This window comes from Nocardiopsis sp. SBT366 (assembly GCF_001083815.1).
GTDB lineage: Bacteria > Actinomycetota > Actinomycetes > Streptosporangiales > Streptosporangiaceae > Nocardiopsis > Nocardiopsis prasina.
In genome coordinates this window covers 22,430-42,833 of sequence record NZ_LAVM01000052.1, presented here as the reverse complement: position 1 = coordinate 42,833, position 20,404 = coordinate 22,430, and the positions used below count along the sequence as shown (strand labels likewise).

At 71.1% G+C, this 20,404-nt stretch carries 17 protein-coding genes; 5 read left to right on the top strand and 12 right to left on the bottom strand.

Going from position 1 to position 20,404, the window contains the following annotated elements:
* A partial coding sequence (locus ADX84_RS16730; RefSeq protein WP_049575279.1) for a DUF3459 domain-containing protein occupies positions 1–1,201 on the top strand: 1,201 nt, incomplete at its 5' end.
* A gap of 32 nt (positions 1,202–1,233) precedes the next feature.
* On the opposite strand, the gene ADX84_RS16725 is transcribed toward ADX84_RS16730, so the two are convergent.
* From ADX84_RS16725 to erm, 3 genes are all read right to left on the bottom strand, one after another.
* On the bottom strand, positions 1,234–1,521 hold the full coding sequence (locus ADX84_RS16725) for a hypothetical protein (protein ID WP_049575274.1): 288 nt from the start codon (positions 1,519–1,521) through the stop codon (positions 1,234–1,236).
* An 83-nt stretch (positions 1,522–1,604) separates the two neighbouring features.
* Complete coding sequence (locus ADX84_RS16720; protein WP_049575271.1) at positions 1,605–2,186, bottom strand: hypothetical protein; 582 nt, start codon at positions 2,184–2,186, stop codon at positions 1,605–1,607.
* 24 nt (positions 2,187–2,210) lie between these two features.
* Positions 2,211–3,092, bottom strand: coding sequence for an ErmE/ErmH/ErmO/ErmR family 23S rRNA (adenine(2058)-N(6))-methyltransferase (erm, locus tag ADX84_RS16715; RefSeq protein ID WP_049575267.1), 882 nt, complete (start codon positions 3,090–3,092; stop codon positions 2,211–2,213).
* A gap of 558 nt (positions 3,093–3,650) precedes the next feature.
* On the opposite strand from erm, the gene ADX84_RS16710 reads away from it, so the two are divergent.
* Positions 3,651–4,352, top strand: a complete 702-nt coding sequence (locus ADX84_RS16710; protein WP_049575263.1) for a class I SAM-dependent methyltransferase — start codon at positions 3,651–3,653, stop codon at positions 4,350–4,352.
* A gap of 45 nt (positions 4,353–4,397) precedes the next feature.
* Here the strand turns inward: ADX84_RS16710 and ADX84_RS16705 are convergent, their stop codons facing one another.
* Complete coding sequence (locus tag ADX84_RS16705; RefSeq protein WP_049575298.1) at positions 4,398–5,246, bottom strand: phosphotransferase enzyme family protein; 849 nt, start codon at positions 5,244–5,246, stop codon at positions 4,398–4,400.
* Between the two features lie 90 nt (positions 5,247–5,336).
* On the bottom strand, positions 5,337–6,671 hold the full coding sequence (locus ADX84_RS16700; protein ID WP_369801097.1) for an MFS transporter: 1,335 nt from the start codon (positions 6,669–6,671) through the stop codon (positions 5,337–5,339).
* 74 nt (positions 6,672–6,745) lie between these two features.
* On the opposite strand from ADX84_RS16700, the gene ADX84_RS16695 reads away from it, so the two are divergent.
* Positions 6,746–7,294 carry a winged helix-turn-helix domain-containing protein gene (locus tag ADX84_RS16695; RefSeq protein WP_049575259.1) on the top strand — a complete coding sequence of 183 codons (549 nt, stop codon included), beginning with the start codon at positions 6,746–6,748 and terminating at the stop codon, positions 7,292–7,294.
* Positions 7,295–7,335: 41 nt separating this feature from the next.
* On the opposite strand, the gene ADX84_RS16690 is transcribed toward ADX84_RS16695, so the two are convergent.
* Entirely contained in the window at positions 7,336–9,591 is a 2,256-nt protein-coding gene (locus tag ADX84_RS16690) for a DUF6351 family protein (RefSeq protein ID WP_049575254.1), read from the bottom strand.
* Positions 9,592–9,831: 240 nt separating this feature from the next.
* On the bottom strand, positions 9,832–10,392 hold the full coding sequence (locus ADX84_RS16685) for a pyridoxamine 5'-phosphate oxidase family protein (protein ID WP_049575251.1): 561 nt from the start codon (positions 10,390–10,392) through the stop codon (positions 9,832–9,834).
* Between the two features lie 360 nt (positions 10,393–10,752).
* Between ADX84_RS16685 and ADX84_RS16680 the strand changes: the two genes are divergently transcribed.
* The gene (locus ADX84_RS16680; RefSeq protein WP_049575248.1) at positions 10,753–11,409 is read left to right on the top strand and encodes a response regulator transcription factor; all 657 of its coding nucleotides are present in this window, start codon (positions 10,753–10,755) and stop codon (positions 11,407–11,409) included.
* A gap of 42 nt (positions 11,410–11,451) precedes the next feature.
* Here the strand turns inward: ADX84_RS16680 and ADX84_RS16675 are convergent, their stop codons facing one another.
* The 3 genes from ADX84_RS16675 to ADX84_RS16660 form a co-directional block, all read right to left on the bottom strand.
* Positions 11,452–13,224, bottom strand: coding sequence for a GAF domain-containing sensor histidine kinase (locus tag ADX84_RS16675; RefSeq protein WP_049575245.1), 1,773 nt, complete (start codon positions 13,222–13,224; stop codon positions 11,452–11,454).
* A 992-nt stretch (positions 13,225–14,216) separates the two neighbouring features.
* Positions 14,217–15,362, bottom strand: coding sequence for a VCBS repeat-containing protein (locus ADX84_RS16665; protein ID WP_234004031.1), 1,146 nt, complete (start codon positions 15,360–15,362; stop codon positions 14,217–14,219).
* 478 nt (positions 15,363–15,840) lie between these two features.
* Positions 15,841–17,202: an MFS transporter gene (locus ADX84_RS16660; protein ID WP_199776621.1), complete on the bottom strand. Its 1,362-nt coding sequence runs from the start codon at positions 17,200–17,202 to the stop codon at positions 15,841–15,843.
* A gap of 257 nt (positions 17,203–17,459) precedes the next feature.
* Between ADX84_RS16660 and ADX84_RS16655 the strand changes: the two genes are divergently transcribed.
* Positions 17,460–18,734: an NAD(P)/FAD-dependent oxidoreductase gene (locus ADX84_RS16655; RefSeq protein WP_049575236.1), complete on the top strand. Its 1,275-nt coding sequence runs from the start codon at positions 17,460–17,462 to the stop codon at positions 18,732–18,734.
* On the opposite strand, the gene ADX84_RS16650 is transcribed toward ADX84_RS16655, so the two are convergent.
* Together ADX84_RS16650 and ADX84_RS16645 are read right to left on the bottom strand one after the other, a co-directional pair.
* Positions 18,670–19,551, bottom strand: coding sequence for a hypothetical protein (locus tag ADX84_RS16650; RefSeq protein WP_049575233.1), 882 nt, complete (start codon positions 19,549–19,551; stop codon positions 18,670–18,672). The genes ADX84_RS16655 and ADX84_RS16650 overlap by 65 nt on opposite strands.
* Positions 19,552–19,692: 141 nt before the next feature.
* Positions 19,693–20,376, bottom strand: a complete 684-nt coding sequence (locus ADX84_RS16645; protein WP_049575230.1) for a nucleoside/nucleotide kinase family protein — start codon at positions 20,374–20,376, stop codon at positions 19,693–19,695.
* Between the last annotated feature and the right edge of the window lie 28 nt (positions 20,377–20,404).

Sequence of the window (20,404 nt, the reverse complement as noted above, 5' to 3'; positions counted from 1 at the left end):
CGTCCTCCTGGACGTCGTCTACAACCACCTCGGTCCCTCCGGCGCCTACGTGCCGCGCTTTGGCCCCTACTTCTCCGGGAAGAACGCCTGGGGTCCCGCCCTCAACCTGGACGGCCCCGACTCCGACCCGGTCCGGCGGCTGATCGTCGACGGCGCTCTGGACTGGCTTCGCCACTACCACCTGGACGGGCTCCGTCTGGACGCCGTGCACGCGCTGCGCGACGACCGCGCCGTCCCCCTGCTCGCCGAACTCTCCAGCGAGGTCGATGCCCTGGCCGCCGGTCTGGGCCGCCCGCTGTCCCTGATCGCCGAGTCCGACCGCAACGACCCGCGCACGGTCCTGGCCCGGGAGGCCGGCGGCCTCGGCATGACGGCGCAGTGGTCGGATGACCTCCACCACGCGCTGCACGTCGCCCTCACGGGTGAGAACCACGGCTACTACGCCGACTTCGAGGGGCCGGAGGTGCTCGCCCGGACGCTCCGCCGTGTCTTCTGGCATGACGGGACCCACTCCACGTTCCGAGGGCGCGACCACGGGGCCAGGGTCGACACCGTACGCGTCCCCGGCAGCAGGTTCCTCGGCTACCTCAGCACCCACGACCAGATCGGCAACCGGGCCCGGGGTGACCGGATGGGCGAGCACGTCCCACCGGACCTGCTCGCCTGCGGCGCCGCCATCGTCCTCTGCTCCCCCTACACGCCGATGATCTTCATGGGGGAGGAGTGGGGGGCCACAACCCCCTGGCCGTTCTTCGCCTCCTTCACCGACCCCGCCCTGGCGGAGGGGGTGCGCAGGGGGCGGCGGCGCGAGTTCGCCGACCTCGGCTGGGCGGAGGAGGACGTGCCCGACCCGATGGATCCCGCCACCCGGGACAGCGCCGTGCTGGACTGGTCCGAGGCCGAACACGGGCCACACGCGCGCGTCCTGGAGACCTATCGGGCCCTGATCTCCCTGCGCCGGGCCGAACCCGAACTCGCCGATCCGCGTCTGGACCGGTTCGGCGTCGACGCGAGCGAGGACGGCCGCACGCTGACCCTGACCCGGGGTTCGCTGCGACTGGTCTGCAACCTCGGAGCCGAGGAGACCAAGGTGGAGCTGACGGTGGAGCCCCGGGATGTGCTGCTGGAGCAGGGACGGCCGAGGGTCAGCGGGAGCACGGTCGCCCTCCCGGGCGCGTCCTTCGCGGTGCTGCGCGTCTGAACCGGATCGGCTCACGGGCGCGGCGGCGGTGCTCAGCAGCCGCCGCCCCCGCCGTCACCGCCGCCTCCACCACCCCCGCCACCACCGTCACTGACGCCGCCTCCACCGAAGTCACCGCCCGAGGCGGAGTGGCCTCCCGCACCGCTGCGGTGCTCTCCCCGCTGACCACCTCTGTCGGACGGCGCGATCAGGAAGGTGACGAAGAGGAAGAGGAGCGTCGAGCCGAGGACGAGGAGGAGGGCGATGGTCTGGCCGGGAGTCTCTCCCAGGGAGCTGGTCACGGGGGAGGACGAACCGAGGTACGCGACGAAGGTGTCCATGCTCGTCGGACACCTTCGATCCCCGGTCGGGTTGCCAAGGAGCGTGGCCGTATGCGGCCACGCTCCTTGACCGAGCGCACCGCTCACCCCACGGGACCACGGAAGTCCGCCTCGTCCTCCCCGTTCACCACCGAGATCAGCACGGAGGACGGGGAGTCCGGCGCCTCGCACTCCATGTCCACCGCGTGAGTCCCGGTCTCCAGCTCCCCGAGCATCGCCTCGGAGGTGGCGGGCCCCTCCAGTTCCTCGTAGGAACACCGCACGTCCAGCAGGCCCGTGCCGAAGACGCGGCCCAGCTCCGGAACCTCCACCGTCAGCGTGAACCCCACCCGCCCGGACGGGGCGAGGACGACGTCGTCCACCGTGTAGACAACGTCCTCCTCGACGCCCTCCTGGAACTCCTCCTCGTAGGCGCCGACCGGGTGGGGGAGGACCGCGCCCTCACCGAAGCGGTACTCCGATCCGTCCCCGTGGCTCCCGACGGGGGCGTCGCCTCCCTCCTCGGGCTCCTCCGTCTCGTTGGTCGGGTCCTCGGGCACGGATTCGTCGTCGGTGGCGGTCTCCGTCACGGTCGACGGGTCCGGTGACACCTCCTGTTCGGGGGTGCCGCAACCGGTGAGCAGGAGGATCGGAAGAGTCAGGACACAGGGGAGGAATCGTCGCATGCCTCCACGCTAAGTGAGGGGCTCTCACCCTCGCCTGTCGCGCCGAGGCCCCGGCCGACCGGGACCGCGCAGCGCGCGGAAGACCTCCAGCCACTGGTCGGGGCGCACGAGCCCCACCGGTGTGCCCGTGTCCACCCCCGCCGACCGCAGCGCGTCTCCCACGCGCCCGGCCGGAAACTCCCGGGACAGGGACGCCGACAACGAACCGCCCACGCCGCTGAAACCGAGTTCGACCATGCGCCGGTACTGTGCCCGGCGCCCCACGGGCACCAGGGGTTCGGTGCGCCTGCCCAGCACCAGCACTCCGGCGTCCACCCGGGGCGCGGGACGGAAGCGGTTCCGGTCGATCCGCCCCGCCAGCCGCCACGACCACCACGGCCAACTGAGCACGGTGACCAGGCTCCATCTTCCGTAGGCCCCGGTGCGTTTGCGGGCGTACTCCAGCTGGGTGACGAGTACGGCCGAGGTCAGCATCGGCGCCTCCAGGCACCATCGGACGATGTCGGAGGTTCGGGAGTAGGGGATGTTGCCCACCACCGAGAACGGTTCGCGCGGTGGCCGCGACCGTGTGAAGTCGCCGTGCACCACCCGCACCCCCTTGTCGGGGTCCCGGTAGCGGTCGGCCAGCCGCTCGGCCAGCCGGGGGTCGAGTTCGTGGGCGATCACCCGACGGGCGGTCGGTGCCAGGAACCGGGTGATGGCTCCCTCGCCGGGACCGACCTCGACCACCAGGTCGTCGGCGCTCACCCCGGAGAGCCGCACGAACCAGCGCGCGGTGTCGGGGTCGGCGAGGAAGTTCTGTGAGAGGCACCGCCGGTTGTTCGGTCGGCCCCCGTCCCGGCCCGGATCGCGCTCGCGGTGGGTGGGGTCACGGTGGGCGGGGGTTCCGCGGGAGTGGCGTGCCACGTGTGGTCCGTTCTGCCGCCTTGGAGGCGGGCTGACGTGGACGGGCAGCACGAGGGAACGCCTCACCCCGCAAGGGGGTGGGCGCGCGCAGAAGGAACCGGAGAGGTCCGCGGCTGCCCGTCCGAAGGAAGGAGGACGTCGGCGGGGCCTGGACCGATACGTGGCTGAGCGAACACCCGTCACGGCGAAGGCACGTCACAGGCAGGACGTGCCCGAGCGTGAACGCGATCCCCCCTGGCACCGCCGACGTCGCCCCCGGGGAAAACGGGGCGCGGAAACGGCGGTGCGCTCGGAGGGGGTTCGGCTACCGGTCCAGAGGAACGGACCGGAGACGGGTGAGGGCGTGGGCGACCACGGGCCAGGCGTGCTGGCCGCGGAAGATCGCGTGGAAGGCTGCCATGGACAGCACGGTAGGGGAGCGGATGAGGACGCCGCAACGGGTTTTTCGGCGAGGAGTTCCGTCCACGCCACCCGGGCAGCCCGGACCACCGAGCGGTGAGCTCAGGCCCCGCGAAACTCACTCGCGCTGACGGCTCCGGCCGAGCCATACTCGGCCCCATGCCCGACTTCTCCGACTTCGACACCCGCCACTACCGGACGGTCGACGTGGCCACCGGCTACGACGGGTGGTCCAGCACCTACGAGGACTCCGTGCTCGACGCCATGGACCTGGCGCTGCTGGACGGGCTCACCGCACCCGACTGGTCACGTGTCCGACGCGCCGCCGACCTCGGCTGCGGCACCGGCCGCACCGGAGCCTGGCTGCGCCGCAGGGACGTGGCACACGTGGACGGGGTGGACCTCAGCGCCGGCATGCTCGGCCTGGCGCGGAGCCGGGGCGCCCACGACACCCTCACCCAGGGCGACGTCCGGGCGAGCGGTCTGCCGGGCGCCACCTACGACCTCGTCATCGCCTCGCTCATCGACGAACACCTGCCCGACCTCGCACCCCTCTACGCCGAGGCGTGGCGGCTGAGCAGGCCGGGTGGGCACTGCGTGCTGGTCGCCTACCACCCGCAGTTCATCATGGCCTCGGGCATGCCCACGCACTTCACGGACGCCTCCGGGGAGGAGGTCGCCATCACCACCCACGTGCACCTGCTCGGCGACCACGTGAGCGCCGCCCTGGCCAGTGGCTGGCGTCTGGAGGAGCTGAACGAGGCTGTCGTGGACGACGGTTGGGTGGCGGCCAAACCCAGGTGGGAGAGGTTCCGGGGCTTGCCGATCTCGGCCGCGTTCGTGTGGGTCCGGCCGGACTGACCGGACCCGGGGCCCCGCGCGCACCCTGCCCCTGCGGGGCGGGGCTCACGGTTCGGTCAACGCCTCGATCCAACGCTCCTGGTGCCGTTCGACGTAGTCGGCGGCCGGACCCCAGTGGTCGGCGTGCCCCTCGGCGTGCAGGCGAGCCCAGGGCTGCTGACCGGTCCGCGAGCCCTCCTCAAGGACGTGGAACATCCCGCGCACCCGCCGCAGCGCGGCGCCGGGCAGGGCACGGCGCTGCTCGGTGTCACAGCCGTAGCCGTCCGCCAGGGCCCGCAGCCTGACGCCGTCGGCCCCGGGGTCGCCCCCGGCGTGCAGGGGGACGAACCCGTGCGCGGCGTAGCCGAGGTCACCCATGCGGCTGGCCGGACCGGCGCCGTCCCAGTCGATGAGGCACCAGGACCCGGCCCGTGGGCCGCCTCCGTCGAACGCCTCCTGGATGCCCTCCGGATTCCGGACCAGGTTCCACGGAGCGAGGTCGTTGTGGCAGATCACCTCGGGTTCCTCGGGTGGGAAGAGGTGGTCCCACTCCGCGCCCTCGGGAGGTCGAAAGTCAGCGGTGAGGTCGTGCAGCCGCCGGGCCATCGCGCCCAGTTCGCGGAGTTCACCCGTGGTCAGGGGCGGCATCCGGTCGGCCAGGGTGCCGGGGACGTACACCAGCCGCTGGTAGCCCTCGGGGACTTCGCCGTGGCTGACCGGGGCGCCGGTGAACCCGTGCCGGTGGAGGTGGTGCAGCAGGGCGGTCACGGCCGGGGAGGAACGAAGCCAGGGCTTGCGCACGGTCGCGCCGATCCGCAGGACCTGGTCCGAGACGTTGCCGCCCTCCAGGATCTCGACGTCGTCGGAGTCGTCCGCGGGGAGAGGGACGGGGCCGGAGGGGTGGTCGCTTGTCACAGTGCCATCCTCACCGCGGGCACGGACGGTGTCCACCGGGTTTCGCCGTGCCGTGGAACCGCTCCGGGACCCGCCCCCTGGCCCCGTTCCTCAGACCGTGCCGCGTTCTTCGACCGCGCTCTCCCCGGCGGCCAGGGTCGCCTCGTCCATGCGCGCCAAGGGGACCAACAGGGTGAGCATGAGTACCCCCATGCTCAGGAAGACCGCCCTGAGCCCGAGGAACTCGGCGATCAGACCGCCGGCCACCGCGCCCAACGGCATGGTGCCCCAGGCCAGCAGACGGTAGACGCTGTTGACCCGACCCATCAGCGCCGCAGGGGTCACACGCTGGCGCAGGGACACGGTGATGACGTTCCACACAGTGATCCCGACCCCGCCGAGGAGGAAGCCTGCCCCCACCAACCAGGCGCTGGAGGTCAGACCGGGTACCAGGACCAGCAGGGCGAACAGGGGCACGCACAGCCACAGCGAACGGGCCCGGCCCAACGACCGCTCGCACCCCTCCGCCACGAACGAACCCAGGAGGCTGCCCACGGCGGTGGCCGTCAGCAGCACGCCGAAGGCGGGTTCGGACAGGCCCATGGGGGAGTCCGGGCCCACCGCGTACAGCACCATGATCGCGAACGCGGCACTGGTCGCGAAGTTTGAGACGCCGACCATCACGGCGAACGAACGCAGGAGGCGGTGGGACCACAGGAACCGCAGCCCCTCGGCGATGTCGGCGCGCATGCCGGTGGGCGGACCGGTACGGTCCACCCGGAACCGGCCGCGGACCAGGAGCAGGACGCCCACGGCGGCCACCCACAGCGCGGCCGGGGTCACGAAGGCCAGGGCCACGCTCACCGCCACCAGCGCGCCGCCCAGGGGCGGGCCGACGAACTGATTGGTGGTCAGCTCCACGGCGTACAGCCGCCCGTTGGCACGGGAGAGCCGGTCCCGGTGGACCATCTGCGGCAGGATCGACTGCGCCGAGGTGTCGTAGAGGGTCTCGGTCGTCCCGATCAGGAACGCGGCCGCGTACAGCAGCCAGATCGAGCCCACGTCCAGAGCCAGACCCAGGGCCACTACGAGCACCAGGGCACCGCGCACGACGTTGGCCCCGACCATCGCCCACCGCCGGTCGACGCGGTCGGCCAGGGCCCCCGCGGGCAGGGCGCACAGGAGCCAGGGCAGGCCCAGGGCCACGGCGACCCCGGCGACGAGTACGGGGGAGTCGGTGAAGCGCAGGGCCGCCAGGGGCAGGGCGACCTTCAGTACACCGTCGGCCAGGTTGGAGAGGCCGGAGGAGACCCACACCCGCCAGAAGGCGTGGCCCAGGGAGTCGGGCACGCTCGCGGAGTCGGACGCGTCCACGGTGCCGGGCGGGGGTTCGGGTGTGGCGGAGTCGGGGGGATCGATGGGCGTCGGCCCTTGGGGATCGGACATGCACGGAGCCTGCCATGTCGATTGAGAAAACTCAATCGATTGGGGTTGTTCAATCAATCGACTAGGCTGCACCCATGGCAGAACCGGACCCCGAACAGCCCACCCGGCGCCGACGGCGCCCGGCCACAGCTCGTGAGGCCAAGGCGCTCGGGCACCCGTTGCGCCTGCGCATCCTGCGTCTGTGCCTGATCAGGGACCGCACCAACCGGGAGCTCGCCGACCGGCTCGACACCAACCCGGGCACGGTGCTCCACCACGTGCGCACCCTGGTGGACGTCGGATTCCTCGTCGCGGGTCCTGCACGCAAGGGCGCCGCCGGAGCGTTGGAGAAGCCCTACCGGGCCACCGGGGAGACCTGGTGGCTGGATGACCCCCTCGGTGACACGCCGCCCGCCGAGCGCTCCTCACCGCTCACCGCGTTCACCACCGAACTCGACGAAGCGGGACCTGACTCAGTACAGATCGTCGGGCGGTTCGCCCTGCACCTCAACGACGAGGAGCTCTCGGAGTTCAACCGGCGGCTCCTCGACGTCGTGGACGAGTACGTCACCACCGACCACGAGCGCCGCGACCGCCCCCTGCGCGGCGGCGCCCTCCTCTGGCACGACATCCCCGAGGACTGACCGGCTGGCGGCGATCCTGCTCCGCGGCACCCGTGATCAGGTCAGAAGGACTGCCACGGACCCCTGGGCGGCCGCTGTCCCTCGCCCGGCCGCGACCAGTCACAGACTCCGTCCGCGAACACCTCCCGGGCGCGTTCGGCCTGTTCCTCGTCGAACTCCGCCGGGTGCGCGGCCTCGTCGAACTCGGTGAGCCGGCACTTGACGACGTCGGAGGCGAGCGGACCGCCCGCACCGATCCTGGGTGATCCGTAGGTGGGGAAGGCGTCGGCGCAGCGGTCTCCGCGGCCCTCCGGCAGCGGCCGCTGCGGGGCGACCACGCGTTCCCCATCGATCCAGCAGGAGTCCGTCAGCCACTCCGGACGGGACCGTCGCAGGTGGTCGACGGGCGTCCCCCCGGGGTCGGCCAGGGCCAGCTCGGCGGCGCCGGTCACCCACGCGTCGAGTTCGGTCAGCGCCCGACCGGCCACCGGCTGGTCGGCGGAGAACACGCCGCCGCGGTGCGCCTCCACCAGCATCACGTGGTTGTCGGCGGTGCCGTTGGCGGCCAACAGGCGTTCCCGGGTGCTGAACGAGTGGTAGCGCATGTGGATGTCGCCGTCCGGGGCGTGGTCCTGGTGGGGGCGGTGGTCCACCACCGGGACGTCGGCGAGACCGCCGCCTCCGTGGAGCAGACGACCGCTGTCGTGGGCGGCCCGGACCGCCACCGGATCTCCCACGGTGCGTTCGGGCACCACGGCGCCGTCCTCGTCGAGACCGCCCACGTGCTCGTTCAGGTGCAGGAACCGGTCGACGTCGATGTCGCCGTCGAGCAGGGCGGACAGCCCGTACTGCACCCCCACGTTGTCCAGCGGGCGGCGCGGCAGGCCGGTGCCGGGGTCGGTTCCGTAGACGTTGCGGGCGTGGGAGAACACGTCGCAGCGGGCGCCGTCCGGGTTGTCGTCCGGGTGGTAGCGCTCCTCGGGCGCAAGCGCGGACGGACACACGCCCCGGGGGTCGAGCCGGGCGGCGGCGTCCGCCATCGCGCCGATCCCCTCCCAGGTGCCGAACCCGGACACCGCGCGCAGCTGCTCCCTGGTCAGGGCGTCCGGATGCGTCTCGCCGTAGGAGCGCAGCAGGAGGGCGTCGGAGACGGCCGGAACGGTCGAGAAGCCGACGTCTGGGTAGCTCTGGGAGACCACGATCCCGTCGAGCAGCCCGGGATAGTTGTCGGAGATCTGGTGCGCCTGGTAGGCGCCGCCGGAGGAACCCCAACCCAGCGTGTGGTCGGGGACGCCGTGGGAGAGGGCGAATCGCTCCTTGACGGCGCTCGTGGTCTCGGCCGCCAGCAGGTCGTCGCAGTTGTGCCCGAACACGTTCAGAGAGGCGGAGGCCACCGCGTACCCCTGTGAGAGCATCCCGTGGTCCACCACCCCGGCGGTCCGATCCCCCTGCACGAACCAGCCCCCGGGGCAGCCTCCGCCGAACTTGTACACCAGGCGGCGGTTCCAGCCCTCCGGAGCGGTCCACGGGTCGGGTTCGGGGTCGCGGGGGTCGTGCAGGACGGCCGTCTCGTACACGGCCCGGTTGGCCGTACCGGTCTCCACCCGGACCGTGTAGGGAACCTCCTCCCCGGTGGAGGTGGTCGTGCGGGCGACGTCGGAGGGCAGGGAGCGGCCCTCCGGCAGCGGGGCGAAGCTGCCGTCCGTGGTGCGGTACACGTATCCCACCACGGTCTCGACCGAACAGTCGGCGTCCATGGGGGCACCCAGGTCACCGCCCCAGGCGAGGGCGAAGTCCTCCGTCTGGCAGACGAACGGGTCCTGGTGCGGCCCGGCGAACACCGGCCCCGCGACGGGGTGGTTGGTGACCACGACACGTCCCTCGGCGGGGGAGTCGGGGGACAGCGCCGCCTCCGCCTCCCCGGCCAGCGCCGCCACCAGGGTGGTCGTCCCCTCGGGAAGGTCCGTGACCAGACCCTCCAGCGCGTGCCCGCCCTCGGGCAGGTGAACCGGGCGCAGGGCGTCGGTGACGTCGGTCCCGTCCGCCTCCAGGCGCACCTCGTGCGGCTGGACCGTCGGCGGCGGTTCCACGCGCACCAGTGCCGTCCCTCCCGTGACCGTGTCGGGACGGGAGGACAGCACACGCAGCCTCAGCCTCTCGGAGTCGCCGTCCGTGGTCGGTGTGGCCGGTGCGGACGAGGAGGGCAGCGTCAGCGCCGTGGCCTGCTGGAGCAGCAACGGAGTACCGGAGACGGTGAAGAGGGTGGCGGTGACGGCCGCGCCCGCACCCAGGGCGACCCGCCCCCACAGGGGCCTCAACGGACACCCTCCCGGCGGGTGGACGTGTTCGTCGCCGCTCCGGAGCCGGAACCGTGATGGCAGTGATGACCGCTGACGCACGAGGTGATCGTCTCCGTGCGGCGCGCGGTGGGGTCAGGGACACACCGGGGGTGAAACGGGCTTTGCGCTCCCATGTCGCCACCGATACCCCGATTGGTGCCAAACACACCAGACGTCCGGCGTCCGCGCTCACCCCGTCATGATCCCGGTGTCCCGTTCTCAGGTGTGGTGGACCTCGCGCCCGGTCACCCGGCCCGGGGTGATCTTCAGGACCTGGTCGCGCGGCCCCTCGGCCCAGGGCTGGGGGAGCCGCCCCTGGGGGATCCGCTCCAGTTCGGCGGGGTCACGCACCCAGCGGCAGCGACCGGAGGCCAGCACACTCCATCCCTCGCGCCGATCCTCGTCGAAGTGGTCGATCTGGAACGCCGCGTATCCCCGCGCGTGACGCATGATCGTCCCGGCCAGCGTGGACCGGAGGACGATGGTGTCGTCGACCATCGCGTAGTTGACCGGTAGCACCGTCGGCGCGGCGTCCCCCTCGATGGTGAAGGCGACCCGTCCGAGGTCCCGTGTGGCCAGGAGGTTGAAACAGGTCTGGCGTTCCAGGACCGTGAAGGCCGAGTGCTGGTCGTCGGCCAGGTCGGCCCCGGTCGTCAACTGATTCGTCCCGGAGAGCCGCTCGGTGCCCTCCTCGGCGCTGCGCTGTTCCGGGGGTGAGGCCTGTCCGGCCACCCAGCTCCGTTCCTGAGCGGACGCGTCCGTATCGCCTGTTCCAGTCATCACGACTCCCCGATGTGCGATGCCCTCTGTACCGGCCTCCGCCATCGTCGCCCGTCGTCCCCCGAAGCGGCAGGGGCACGAGCCCCCCGAGCGACGGCGAAGGTCCTCACCTGCGGACTACCCGTCAGGACAGTCGCCCCAAACAGAAAAGGACGTTCGACTCATATGTCACCAATCTGAACTGTCTAGGCTGGTAGGCGCACCGTGACGTCGCACGCCCGAGGGCACGCGCCCTCGCCCCCGTTCACCCGTGCACCGCCACGGGACCGCAACGGTGCGACCACGACCCCGTGCGACCACGACCCGAGACGGCGACGCCGTCCCCGGTCACCGCATCCAGCGCTGAGGAGATGTGCCCCGATGGCCGGCGACGCAACGATCCGGGTGTTCCTGGTGGACGACCACGAGATCGTCCGACGAGGGGTCGGAGCACTCCTTGACGATGAGGACGGCATCCAGGTGGTCGGCGAGGCCGGAACCGCCGCCCAGGCCCTGGCCCGGGTCCCCGCCCTCGAACCCGACGTGGTCGTGCTCGACGTCCGCCTGCCGGACGGCGACGGTGTCACGGTCTGCCGCGACATCCGCTCGACGCTCCCCGACACCCGCATCCTCATGCTCACGTCCTACTCCGACGACGAGGCCCTCTACGGAGCCGTCATGGCGGGAGCCTCGGGCTACATCCTCAAGCAGATCCACGGCACCGACCTGGTCGGCGCGGTCCGCACGGTCGCCGAGGGACGCTCACTCCTCGACCCCGAGTCCACCACCCGCATGCTGGAACGGCTTCGCGCGGAGGCCGTACGCAAGGACCCGCTGAGCGAACTCACCGAGCAGGAACGGCGCGTGCTGGAACTCATCGGGGAGGGGCTGACCAACCGGGAGATCGGCACCAGGATGTACCTGGCCGAGAAGACCGTGAAGAACTACGTCTCCCGGGTGCTGGCCAAGCTCGGCATGGCCCGCCGCACCCAGGCGGCCGCCTACGCCGTGCGGCTGTCGATGAACCAGACCGCCTGACCCACCGGAACCGGGGCCGGGCCCCGGTGGGGGCCGGACGCCCTAGACGGTCCTCTCCTCGGCCCCGTGCCGGGCCGGAACCGACCACTCCACCTGGGTGCCCTGCTCCGGACCGGAGACCACCGACACCGCCCCGCCCAGCTCCTGCGCGCGCGAGGCGATGTTGCGCAGACCGCTGCGGTGGCCGCCCTCCCGAATCCCCCGACCGTCGTCGGACACCCGCAGCACCAACGCGTCGTCACCGACGGACACCTGGACGTCCACCGAGGCGGCCTCGGAGTGACGCGCGGCGTTGGACAACAACTCCCGCAGTACGGCGACCAGGTGTTCGCCGGTCCGATCGTCCACCCCGTTGTCCACGGGGCCCTGGGTGAGCAGGCGGGGAGCGAACCCCAGGGACTCCGTGGCCGAGTTGACCACGGCCAGCACCTGGGAACGCAGGGACGCGGAGTCGTCACCGCCGGAGCTCTGGAGAGCGAAGATCGTGGACCTGATCTGCCTGATCGTGTCGTCGAGATCGTCGACCGCCGCCTGGACACGACCGGCCGACGTGGAGTCGTCGATCCGCCGCACCGTACCCATCAGGGTGAGAGCGGTCGCGTAGAGGCGTTGGATGACCGTGTCGTGCAGGTCCCGGGCGATCCGGTCCCGGTCCTCCAACACACTCAGCCGCTCGGAGTCCAATCGGGCCTCGGCCAGCTCCAGGGCCACCGCCGCCTGGTTGGCGAACGACGACAACATGCTCAACCAACTGCTCTGGAAGGGCTCCCGGTCCTGGTCACGGGCCAGCACCAGGACACCCCTGGCACCGTCCGGCGGGCCGAAGGGCAGCACCAGCACCGGACCCATCCCCATCCGGCTCAGGAAACCCACCCCGAGGTGGTCGAACTCGGCGACGTCGGTCCGCACCGGCTTCCCGCTCAGGTAGACCCGGCCCAGCAGGGTGTCGGCCTCACGGGTGAGGGTGGCGCCCCGCGCACCGGCGGCCGGGGGCGCGCAAGGGTCGTCCGGGCCGTCCCACACCCGCACGGTGAGCGTCTCGGGCTCCTCACCGGGCATGGCGATCACCGCGAGGTCGGCGTGGGCCATCACCCGTGCCCTGCGGGCCACCAGCCGCAGGACCTCCTCCGGGGCGGCGCCGGACAGCAGCCGGGTGGTGATCTGCCCGGAGGCGTCCAGCCAGGTCTCCCGGCTCTGCGTCTGGGCGAAGAGCTGCGCGTTTTCGATCGCCGTGCCCGCAGCCGTGGCCAGCGCGCGCAGCAGCAGCTCGTCGTCGCCGGTGAACTCGGCGCCGCCGAGCTTGTCGGTCATGTAGAGGTTGCCGAAGACCTGGTCCCGGATCCGGATCGGTACCCCGAGGAAGGTGTGCATGGGCGGGTGACCGGCGGGAAAGCCGCGTGACTCGGGGTGTTCGCGCACGTTCCGCAGCCGTAGGGGTCTGGGCTCTTTGATGAGCAACCCGAGGATGCCCTCGCCCTTGGGCCAGTGCTCGATCTGGTCGATCTCGTCGGGATCGAGCCCCACGGGGATGAACCGGCTCATGTCCCCTTCCGGGCCGATCACCCCGAGTGCTCCGTACCGGGCCTCCACGAGACTGGTCGCGGTCTCGGTGATCCGCAGCAGGAGGGGTTCGAGCTCCAGGCCCTCACCGATGGAGACGACGGCCTCCAGGAGCGTGCGGATGCGTTCCTGCGTCCGGGAGATCTCGGTCATCCGCGACCGGACCTCGTCGAGCAGGTCGTCCAGGCGCACCTCCGGAAGCGACAGCCGGTCCTCGCCGAGGTGGCGGTGGGCATCGCCGTCTGTCGCGCGCATGGGGGACTCTTTCCGGCAGCTGTCCTGGGGCGCCCCCGAGTCTAGGTGTGCGTCCCCGGGGCTCGTCGCTGCCTCCGCGCCATCTCGGTGTTCCAAATCACCCGCGCTGACCAGGCACTTCTCCCAACTGCGACGATCAGGGACACAAGGGCCAAAGGGCCCACTCAGAGATGACCTTGGACCCACGCGGCTGGGTCTCACACGATCGAGGACTTGGCTTCAGGGAAGGTGGTACGGGGCGTCCCGCACTACACGGGAACCCTCCCCGAGGAGTTTCGCACCGGTCACCTTAAGTGACCAGAACGCGGGAAGCTCCACCGTGAGATCCGTCAGTCCTGCCAAGGGAGTCAGATCCACAGGGCCACGACCGTGCATGCGTGGGTGCGCAGATGAGGAAGATCGCGAACCCACGCGGGTGCCGCAATGGAAATCCCGTCGACAGAGTCGTGGTCCAGAGCGATTTTGCGCACTGAGGGTAGTTCAATGACAGCCCTTATAAAGTCCTTCTCTCTTGTGTGGTGAAGCCCGAAGTCGATTTACTCGAGGTGGGAAGTTCCCCGTGTGTTGGATGCGGGCAGAAATTGCGGGTCGGTGGTGGTGAGGTCGAGTCTGGTCAAAAACTCCCTCTGGCTCGGCAGGTGTCCCATGTCGAGGGGGCCTCGGCAGTCGGTCGGAGTGATGCTGTGCAGGGAGTTCTCCGCGAAGGTCAGGTGCTCCAAACAATCTGGTTTCTTCCGAAATCGGAGTGTGAGGGCGAATCTTCTGCCTGCTGTCGCGGAAGAAAATCGGGTGAGATGCGACATCGTGGAGAGCGGTGTGATTCCGCAGCCCTCCCTCCCTCCAACCATGACGACACGTGCCCCAGGGACGTTGCGAACCAGGAGAGGGGACCAATTCCACACTAGAACGCGAAGGGCCGGTTCGGGCGCTTTCCACAACCCGAACCGGCCCCTGTCCGAAGACGGTCTCCCGTTCTCCGTACTACGCCTGCCCTACAGGCCCTCGGTGGTGAACTCGACCGGCTCCTCGTCGAAGCCGTCGGGTCCTCCCCGGAACAGCACGTACCCCGCGTCGCCCTCCGGCATGGACGGTCGCACGGTGCTCAGCAGCAGGTCCGGGTGCCCGTCACCGTCGTAGTCGGCCAGCGCGTGGTGGTGGTAGGAGCCGAGGTCGCCGCGCTCCGGGACCGTCAGGGCGGCCGCCCGCTCACCGGTCAGGCCCTCGGGGCCGCCGAACAGCAGGGTGGCGGTCTCGTGGGAGTGGAACGGTCCGGTCATGGCCACCGCGTCGTCGTACCCGTCGCCGTCGACGTCACCCACCAGGAGGCCGTTGCCGAACCCGTCCCCGTCCTCGGCTTCGCCGGGAACGCCCTCGCTGTCGAGGGTGAGGCGGCTCGGTTCGGCGTCCAGGAAGCCGTCCCCGCCCGCGTAGGCGTCCACGTACCCCGGGTGCAGTTCGTCCTCGTACCCCGGCTCGTTGTTGGGAATGCCGCTGACCCCGATGAGCAGGTCGGGGTGGGCGTCGCCGTCGAAGTCGCCGTTCGCGTACGCGTGGCTCAGCCCGGTGTCGCCGACGACCTCCTGGGCGGGGCCGTCCGGTCCGGAACGGAGTACCAGGTGGGGTGCGGGGGACTCGTCGCGGTTGCGTACCAGCAGCAGGTCCAGCGCCGCGTCGCCGTCGGCGTCGATCACGTCGAGCTCGGCGTCCGCGGCGTCGTCGGGCAGGGTCACCTCGCGGCTCTCGGCGGCGGAGCCGTCCCGCTCGAAGGGGCCCCGGTGGAAGGTGGTCTCGAACTCGTCCATCGGGGAGCCCTGGAGGTGGTCGAGGACGGTGACGTCGGTGTTCCCGTCACCGTCGAAGTCCCCGACGACCAGGGACACCGCGTACATGCCCCTCGGGTCGTCCATCTCCAGCCAGGGCAGGGGCTGGGCCTCTCCGGAGGGGCCCTCGGGTCCGCCCCACACCACGTAGCCGCTTCCGGCGTCCACGAGCAGGTCGGTGTGGCCGTCACCGTCGAGGTCACCGGTGTCCAGGACGGTGAGGAGCTCGCCGTCGTCGGCCAGACCCAGGTCCTCACGGGTCAGGGTGACGGAGCGGTCGGGGGACAGCCCGTCCGATCCGCCGAGCAGTACGCCCACGTAGGGCTGGCCGGTCTCCGGGTCTCCGGTGCGTCCGCTGATCGGCAGGTCCGTGTAGCCGTCGCCGTTGACGTCGTCCGCGGTCGGGGTGGTGCTGCTGGTGTTCTGTGCATCGTCGAGGTCTGTGCTCGGGGCGCCGCAGGCGGCCGTGGCCAGGAGTACGAGCGCCGCGCTCAGGGGGACGGTGGTTCGGTGAAGGATGGGGCCTCCCAGGTGAGGAGGACGGGGAGTCCGTCCGGTGGGTGGGCGGCACGGGGGCCGCGGGGGTTCACCGGTTCAGGGGCGTGGTCCCGGGTCGCTCCGGGCCGCTTGGTACACCCTTCCGTGTACCTCCCAATGGATAAGTGCGCCGTGAAGGCGGGAGGAACACGAGGTGACGGCCGTGCGGACCGGGTGCCCGTGACAGACGGATGGGCCGGTGCGGCTCTGCCGCACCGGCCCATCCGGTGTTCCTTGGGAGGGATCCCCCCTCACCCGGTCACTTGGTCACCTTGGCGGAGATGGTGTCCAGGTCGTCGTGCCGGGTCTCGCGGCTGACGATCAGCGCGCCCAGGGTGATGGTGCCGACCAGGATCAGGTAACCGCCGACCCAGGCCAGGCCGAAGGTCCCCGCGAGCCAGGTCGCGATGTAGGGCGCGAACGAGGCTCCCAGCAGGCTCGCCAGGTTGTAGGCGGCCGAGGCGCCCGTGTAACGGACCTTGGTCGGGAACAGCTCGGGCAGGACCGCCGCCATGGGGCCGAAGGTCAGTCCCATCAGGGACAGGCCGATGATCAGGAAGGCCATCACGCCGACGGTCCCGCCGCTGCCCATGAGCGGGCCCATGGCGAAGCCGAACACGATGATCGCGGAGGTGACCGTGATCAGGACGGGCCTGCGGCCGAACCGGTCCGCGAGCAGCCCGGAGATCGGCGTGAACAGCGCGAAGAACAGGACGCCGATGAGCAGGAAGACCAGGAAGTCGGTGCGCTCGTAGCCCAGGCCGGTCTCCGCGTCGGTGCCAAAGCCCAGGGAGAAGACCGTCATGAGGTAGAAGAGCACGTAGGTGGCCAGCATGATGAGCGTGCCGATGACCACGGCGGGCCAGTTGTGGCGGAAGACCTCGACGATGGGGGTCTTGACCCGTTCACCGGAGGCGATGACCTTGGCGAAGGCGGGCGTCTCGTGCAGGGTGAGCCGCACCCACAGGCCGACGATGATCAGCACGGTGGACAGCAGGAACGGGATGCGCCAGCCGTAGGCCAGGAAGGCCTCGTCGGTCATGGTCTGGCTGAGGATCAGGAAGACGCCGTTGGCGAGGAAGAAGCCGATGGGCGCGCCCATCTGCGGGAAGGTCCCGTAGAAGCCGCGCTTGCCGGGGGGAGCGTTCTCGGTGGCCAGCAGTGCCGCACCACCCCACTCGCCGCCCAGGCCCAGACCCTGGCCGAACCGGCACAGCGCCAGCAGCAGCGGCGCCGCGACTCCGATCTGCGCGTAGGTCGGGAGCAGGCCGATCGCGATGGTCGCGACGCCCATGGTCAACAGGGACGCCACCAGTGTCGCCTTGCGGCCGATCCGGTCGCCGAAGTGGCCGAACACCCAGGAGCCGATGGGGCGTGCCACGAAGGCGATGGCGAAGGTCGCCAGCGACTGGAGGCGGGCCGCCATCAGGTCGCCCTCGGGGAAGAACAGGTAGGGGAAGACCAGGACCGCTGCGGTCGCGTAGATGTAGAAGTCGTAGAACTCGATGGACGTGCCCACAAGGCTCGCCGTGAGGACCTTCCGCTTCGGGTTGGTCGGTGGCGCGGCCGTCTCGGCTTGTGGCCGTTCCGGCGCCGGGTTGTCTTCGGCGACGTCCTTCATGAGTGAGTTCTTTCCAGGTCAGTGCGGGTTGTTGGAGGGATGCTAGCCGCGGTGGACGCTATATGGAACTTTTGTCTCAACATGTGGACACTTGGGGTGAGGGTGGGCGTCCCCGTGTGAGAGCGGAAGAAACGGGATCAACTGCCCTGCCGGTCCTCCCGCCTCCACGGTGATCCCTCTCACCGGCCCCGTGTCACGTTTCAGGACACCCGTCCCGTCATGTGGTTCGACACCGCTCGAAGTATCGAGGAGGACCCATGACACACCAGATCCTGGTGCTCGGCGCGGGCTACGCCGGGCTCGCCGCGGCCGGACGGGCCGCGCACACCATCCGGGGGAACGGGCTCGACGCCCGCGTCACCCTGGTCAACGCCGCCCCGGACTTCGTCGAACGCGTTCGCCTCCACCAGGTCGCCGCGGGACAGAGCGTCGGAGTCCACCCCCTGACGACCTCCCTGGACGGCACCGGGATCGACCTGGTCGTCGGGCTGGTCGAGCAGGTGGACACCGAACGGCGTACGGTCCGGGTCCGCACGGGTCGGGAGGACGGCACTGCGCCGCTTGAGCGCGAACTCGGCTACGACACCCTCGTCCACGCCCTCGGCAGTCACGAGGGCGACGCCGGGGTCCCCGGCGTCGCCGAACACACCCACCACGTGGCCACCCTGTCCGGAGCCCGGGCCCTGGAACGACGGATCCGCGAGGAGCGGCCCCGCGCCCTGGCCGTGGTCGGTGGCGGATTCACCGGCCTGGAGGTCGCCGCCGAACTCGCCGAGAGCCACCCGGACGTGCGGATCGAACTGGTCACCCGAGGCCGCGTCGCCGCCGACGCCAGCCCGCGCGGGCGCTCCCATGTCCGCCGGGTCCTGCGCCGCTTGGGCGTGGCCGTCCGCGAACACGCCTCCGTGTGCGAGGTCGACGCCGCCGGACTCCGCCTGGCCGACGGTTCCCGCGTGCGCGCCGACCTCGTGGTCTGGAACGCGGGCTTCGGGATCGCGGGGCCCGCCGCTGGGACCGGGATCGAGGTCGACGCCGACGGGCGCGCCGTGGTCGACGGGGCCCAGCGCTCGGTCTCCCACCCCGACGTCCTCGTGGTGGGGGACGCCGCGCACGCTCCGGGCCCGCGCGGAGGTGCCCTGCGGATGTCCTGCGCCATGGGGCTGCCCATGGGGTGGATCGCGGCGGACACGGCCACGGCGCGTGTGGCCGGGACCGAGCCCGGCCACACGTCGTACGGCTACCTGTTCCAGTGCGTCAGCCTGGGCCGCCGCGACGGGCTGATCCAGTTCGTGCGCCCGGACGACTCACCGGTCGGCTTCGTGCTCACCGGCCGCCTGGCCGCACTGTACAAGGAGTACGTGGTCTCCTCCGCCTACGGCGGTCTGAGGGGCGGGCAGGGCCGGGCCGACCAGTACCTGGCGCTGGTCCGCTGGTCCGCGCGCCGCCTCTCCCGTCGAGCGGACGCCCTCACCCGAAGGCGGGGTCTCCGGGAGCGGGCATCGTCAGCTCCGTCTCCCCGATCCCCTCGTTGAACCCGACGAAGGTGTGCGTGTGGGTGAACTCGCCGCTGGTGAACTCCAGCCGCACTGGGACCCCCTCCCCGTCCAGCCACACGGTGAACGGGGAGTCTGGGTACTCGGTCAGCTCGAGCGCGACGGGGGACGAACCGGGGGCGAACTCCGACACCGTGGATGCGAAGGTGCCGCCGTAACCGTGGCCCGCGACGGTCTCCCGGACCTCCTCGTAACCGTCCTCTCGGCTGCCCGTGGTGTACTCCACGGTGATCTCCTCCTCGCCCACGTGGGCGAGGTCCGTGGAGGTGTCCAGGATCTGGGACAGACTGGCGGCCGCGACCGCGGGGTCCGCGTGGAACTCGTCGGCGGGGGAGGGGTCACTGACCGCCGCGTAGTAGTCGTCCCCTGACACACGCAGGCTGTGCCCGGCGTCGGTGTAGTAGGTCACGTGCGCGGACTCCGCGCTCAGCCACGAGTGCAGGATCTCCTCGGGGGCGTTCGTGTACCGGTGTCCCGCGTTGCGGTCACGGAAGGGGTCGCCGCTCTCGTGGGACTGGCGGACCTGGACCTCGTAGTCGTCGGCCGTCTCCACGCGCTCGACGGCCGTTCGGAGGCTGGCCTCGGCGTCGGTCAGGTCGTGGGCGGCCCCGTCCGTCTGGCCGGGGCCCTCCCGGGGCTGTTCCGGACCTTCGCCCGCCGTGCCGCCGAGGCTCTCGGGCAGGTGGGAACATCCGGTCAGGGTCAGTACCAGGGCGGTCGCTCCCAGGACCAGCGGGAGCCGTCCGGGGGCGGTCGGAGACAGCAAGTGCCGGGTGCGGTGCGGGGGGCTCTGCATCTCTCTCCTCGAGGGGGTCGTGGAGCGCTGTCGGATCGCACGAACAAACACCGTGTTGTTTATGGCCAACTGGTGGTTCACCAGTGTGGACGCTCGCCCGGGGCCAACGGTTCGCTCCTCGCGCGGACAGGGGGAGGGGTCTCAGCGCGCGGAGTAGCGGTCCCGTGAACCGAGCCTGGGAACCCCGCTCACCCGCACGACCCGGGTGCAGTGGTCCCGCAGCCCCTTCACCAGCTCGCCGTTGGGTCGGTCGCTGCGCTCGACCCACTCCTGGGCGGCGCTCACGCTCGCGCCACCGGCCATCTGACGGCGACGCAGCCGACGCTCACGCACGCGGTCCTCCGCCTCCACGTACCAGAGCTCGGCGAACAGCCCGCGCACCCCGGTCCATGGCTCCTCGTCGCTGGCGAGGTAGTTGCCCTCGGTCACGACCAGCCGCGTGCTGGGTCCGATCGCGTGCTGGGCGGCGATGGGTTCGTGCAGCCTGCGGTCGTAGTCGGGGACGTACACCGGGCTGTCGGTCTCGGCCAGGAGCCGGCGCACCATCGCCAGGTAGCCGTGGGCGTCGAAGGTGTCGGGCGCCCCCTTGCGATCGCGTCGGCCCAGCCGCTCCAGCTGCGCGTTGGACAGGTGGAATCCGTCCATGGGCAGGTACCCGGCGGTGCCCGCGCCCGCTCGCTTGTCGACCGCGTGCACCAGGTAGCGCGCCAGGGTGGACTTGCCAGCGGCAGGGGCGCCGGTCAGGCCGAGAATCACGCGTGCGGGACCCTCGGGCGGGTCCTCGGGTACCAGGGAGAGCGCGTCGGCGACGAGGGATTCGAGCATGGCCTCCAGCCTAGACCCACTCCCCGTA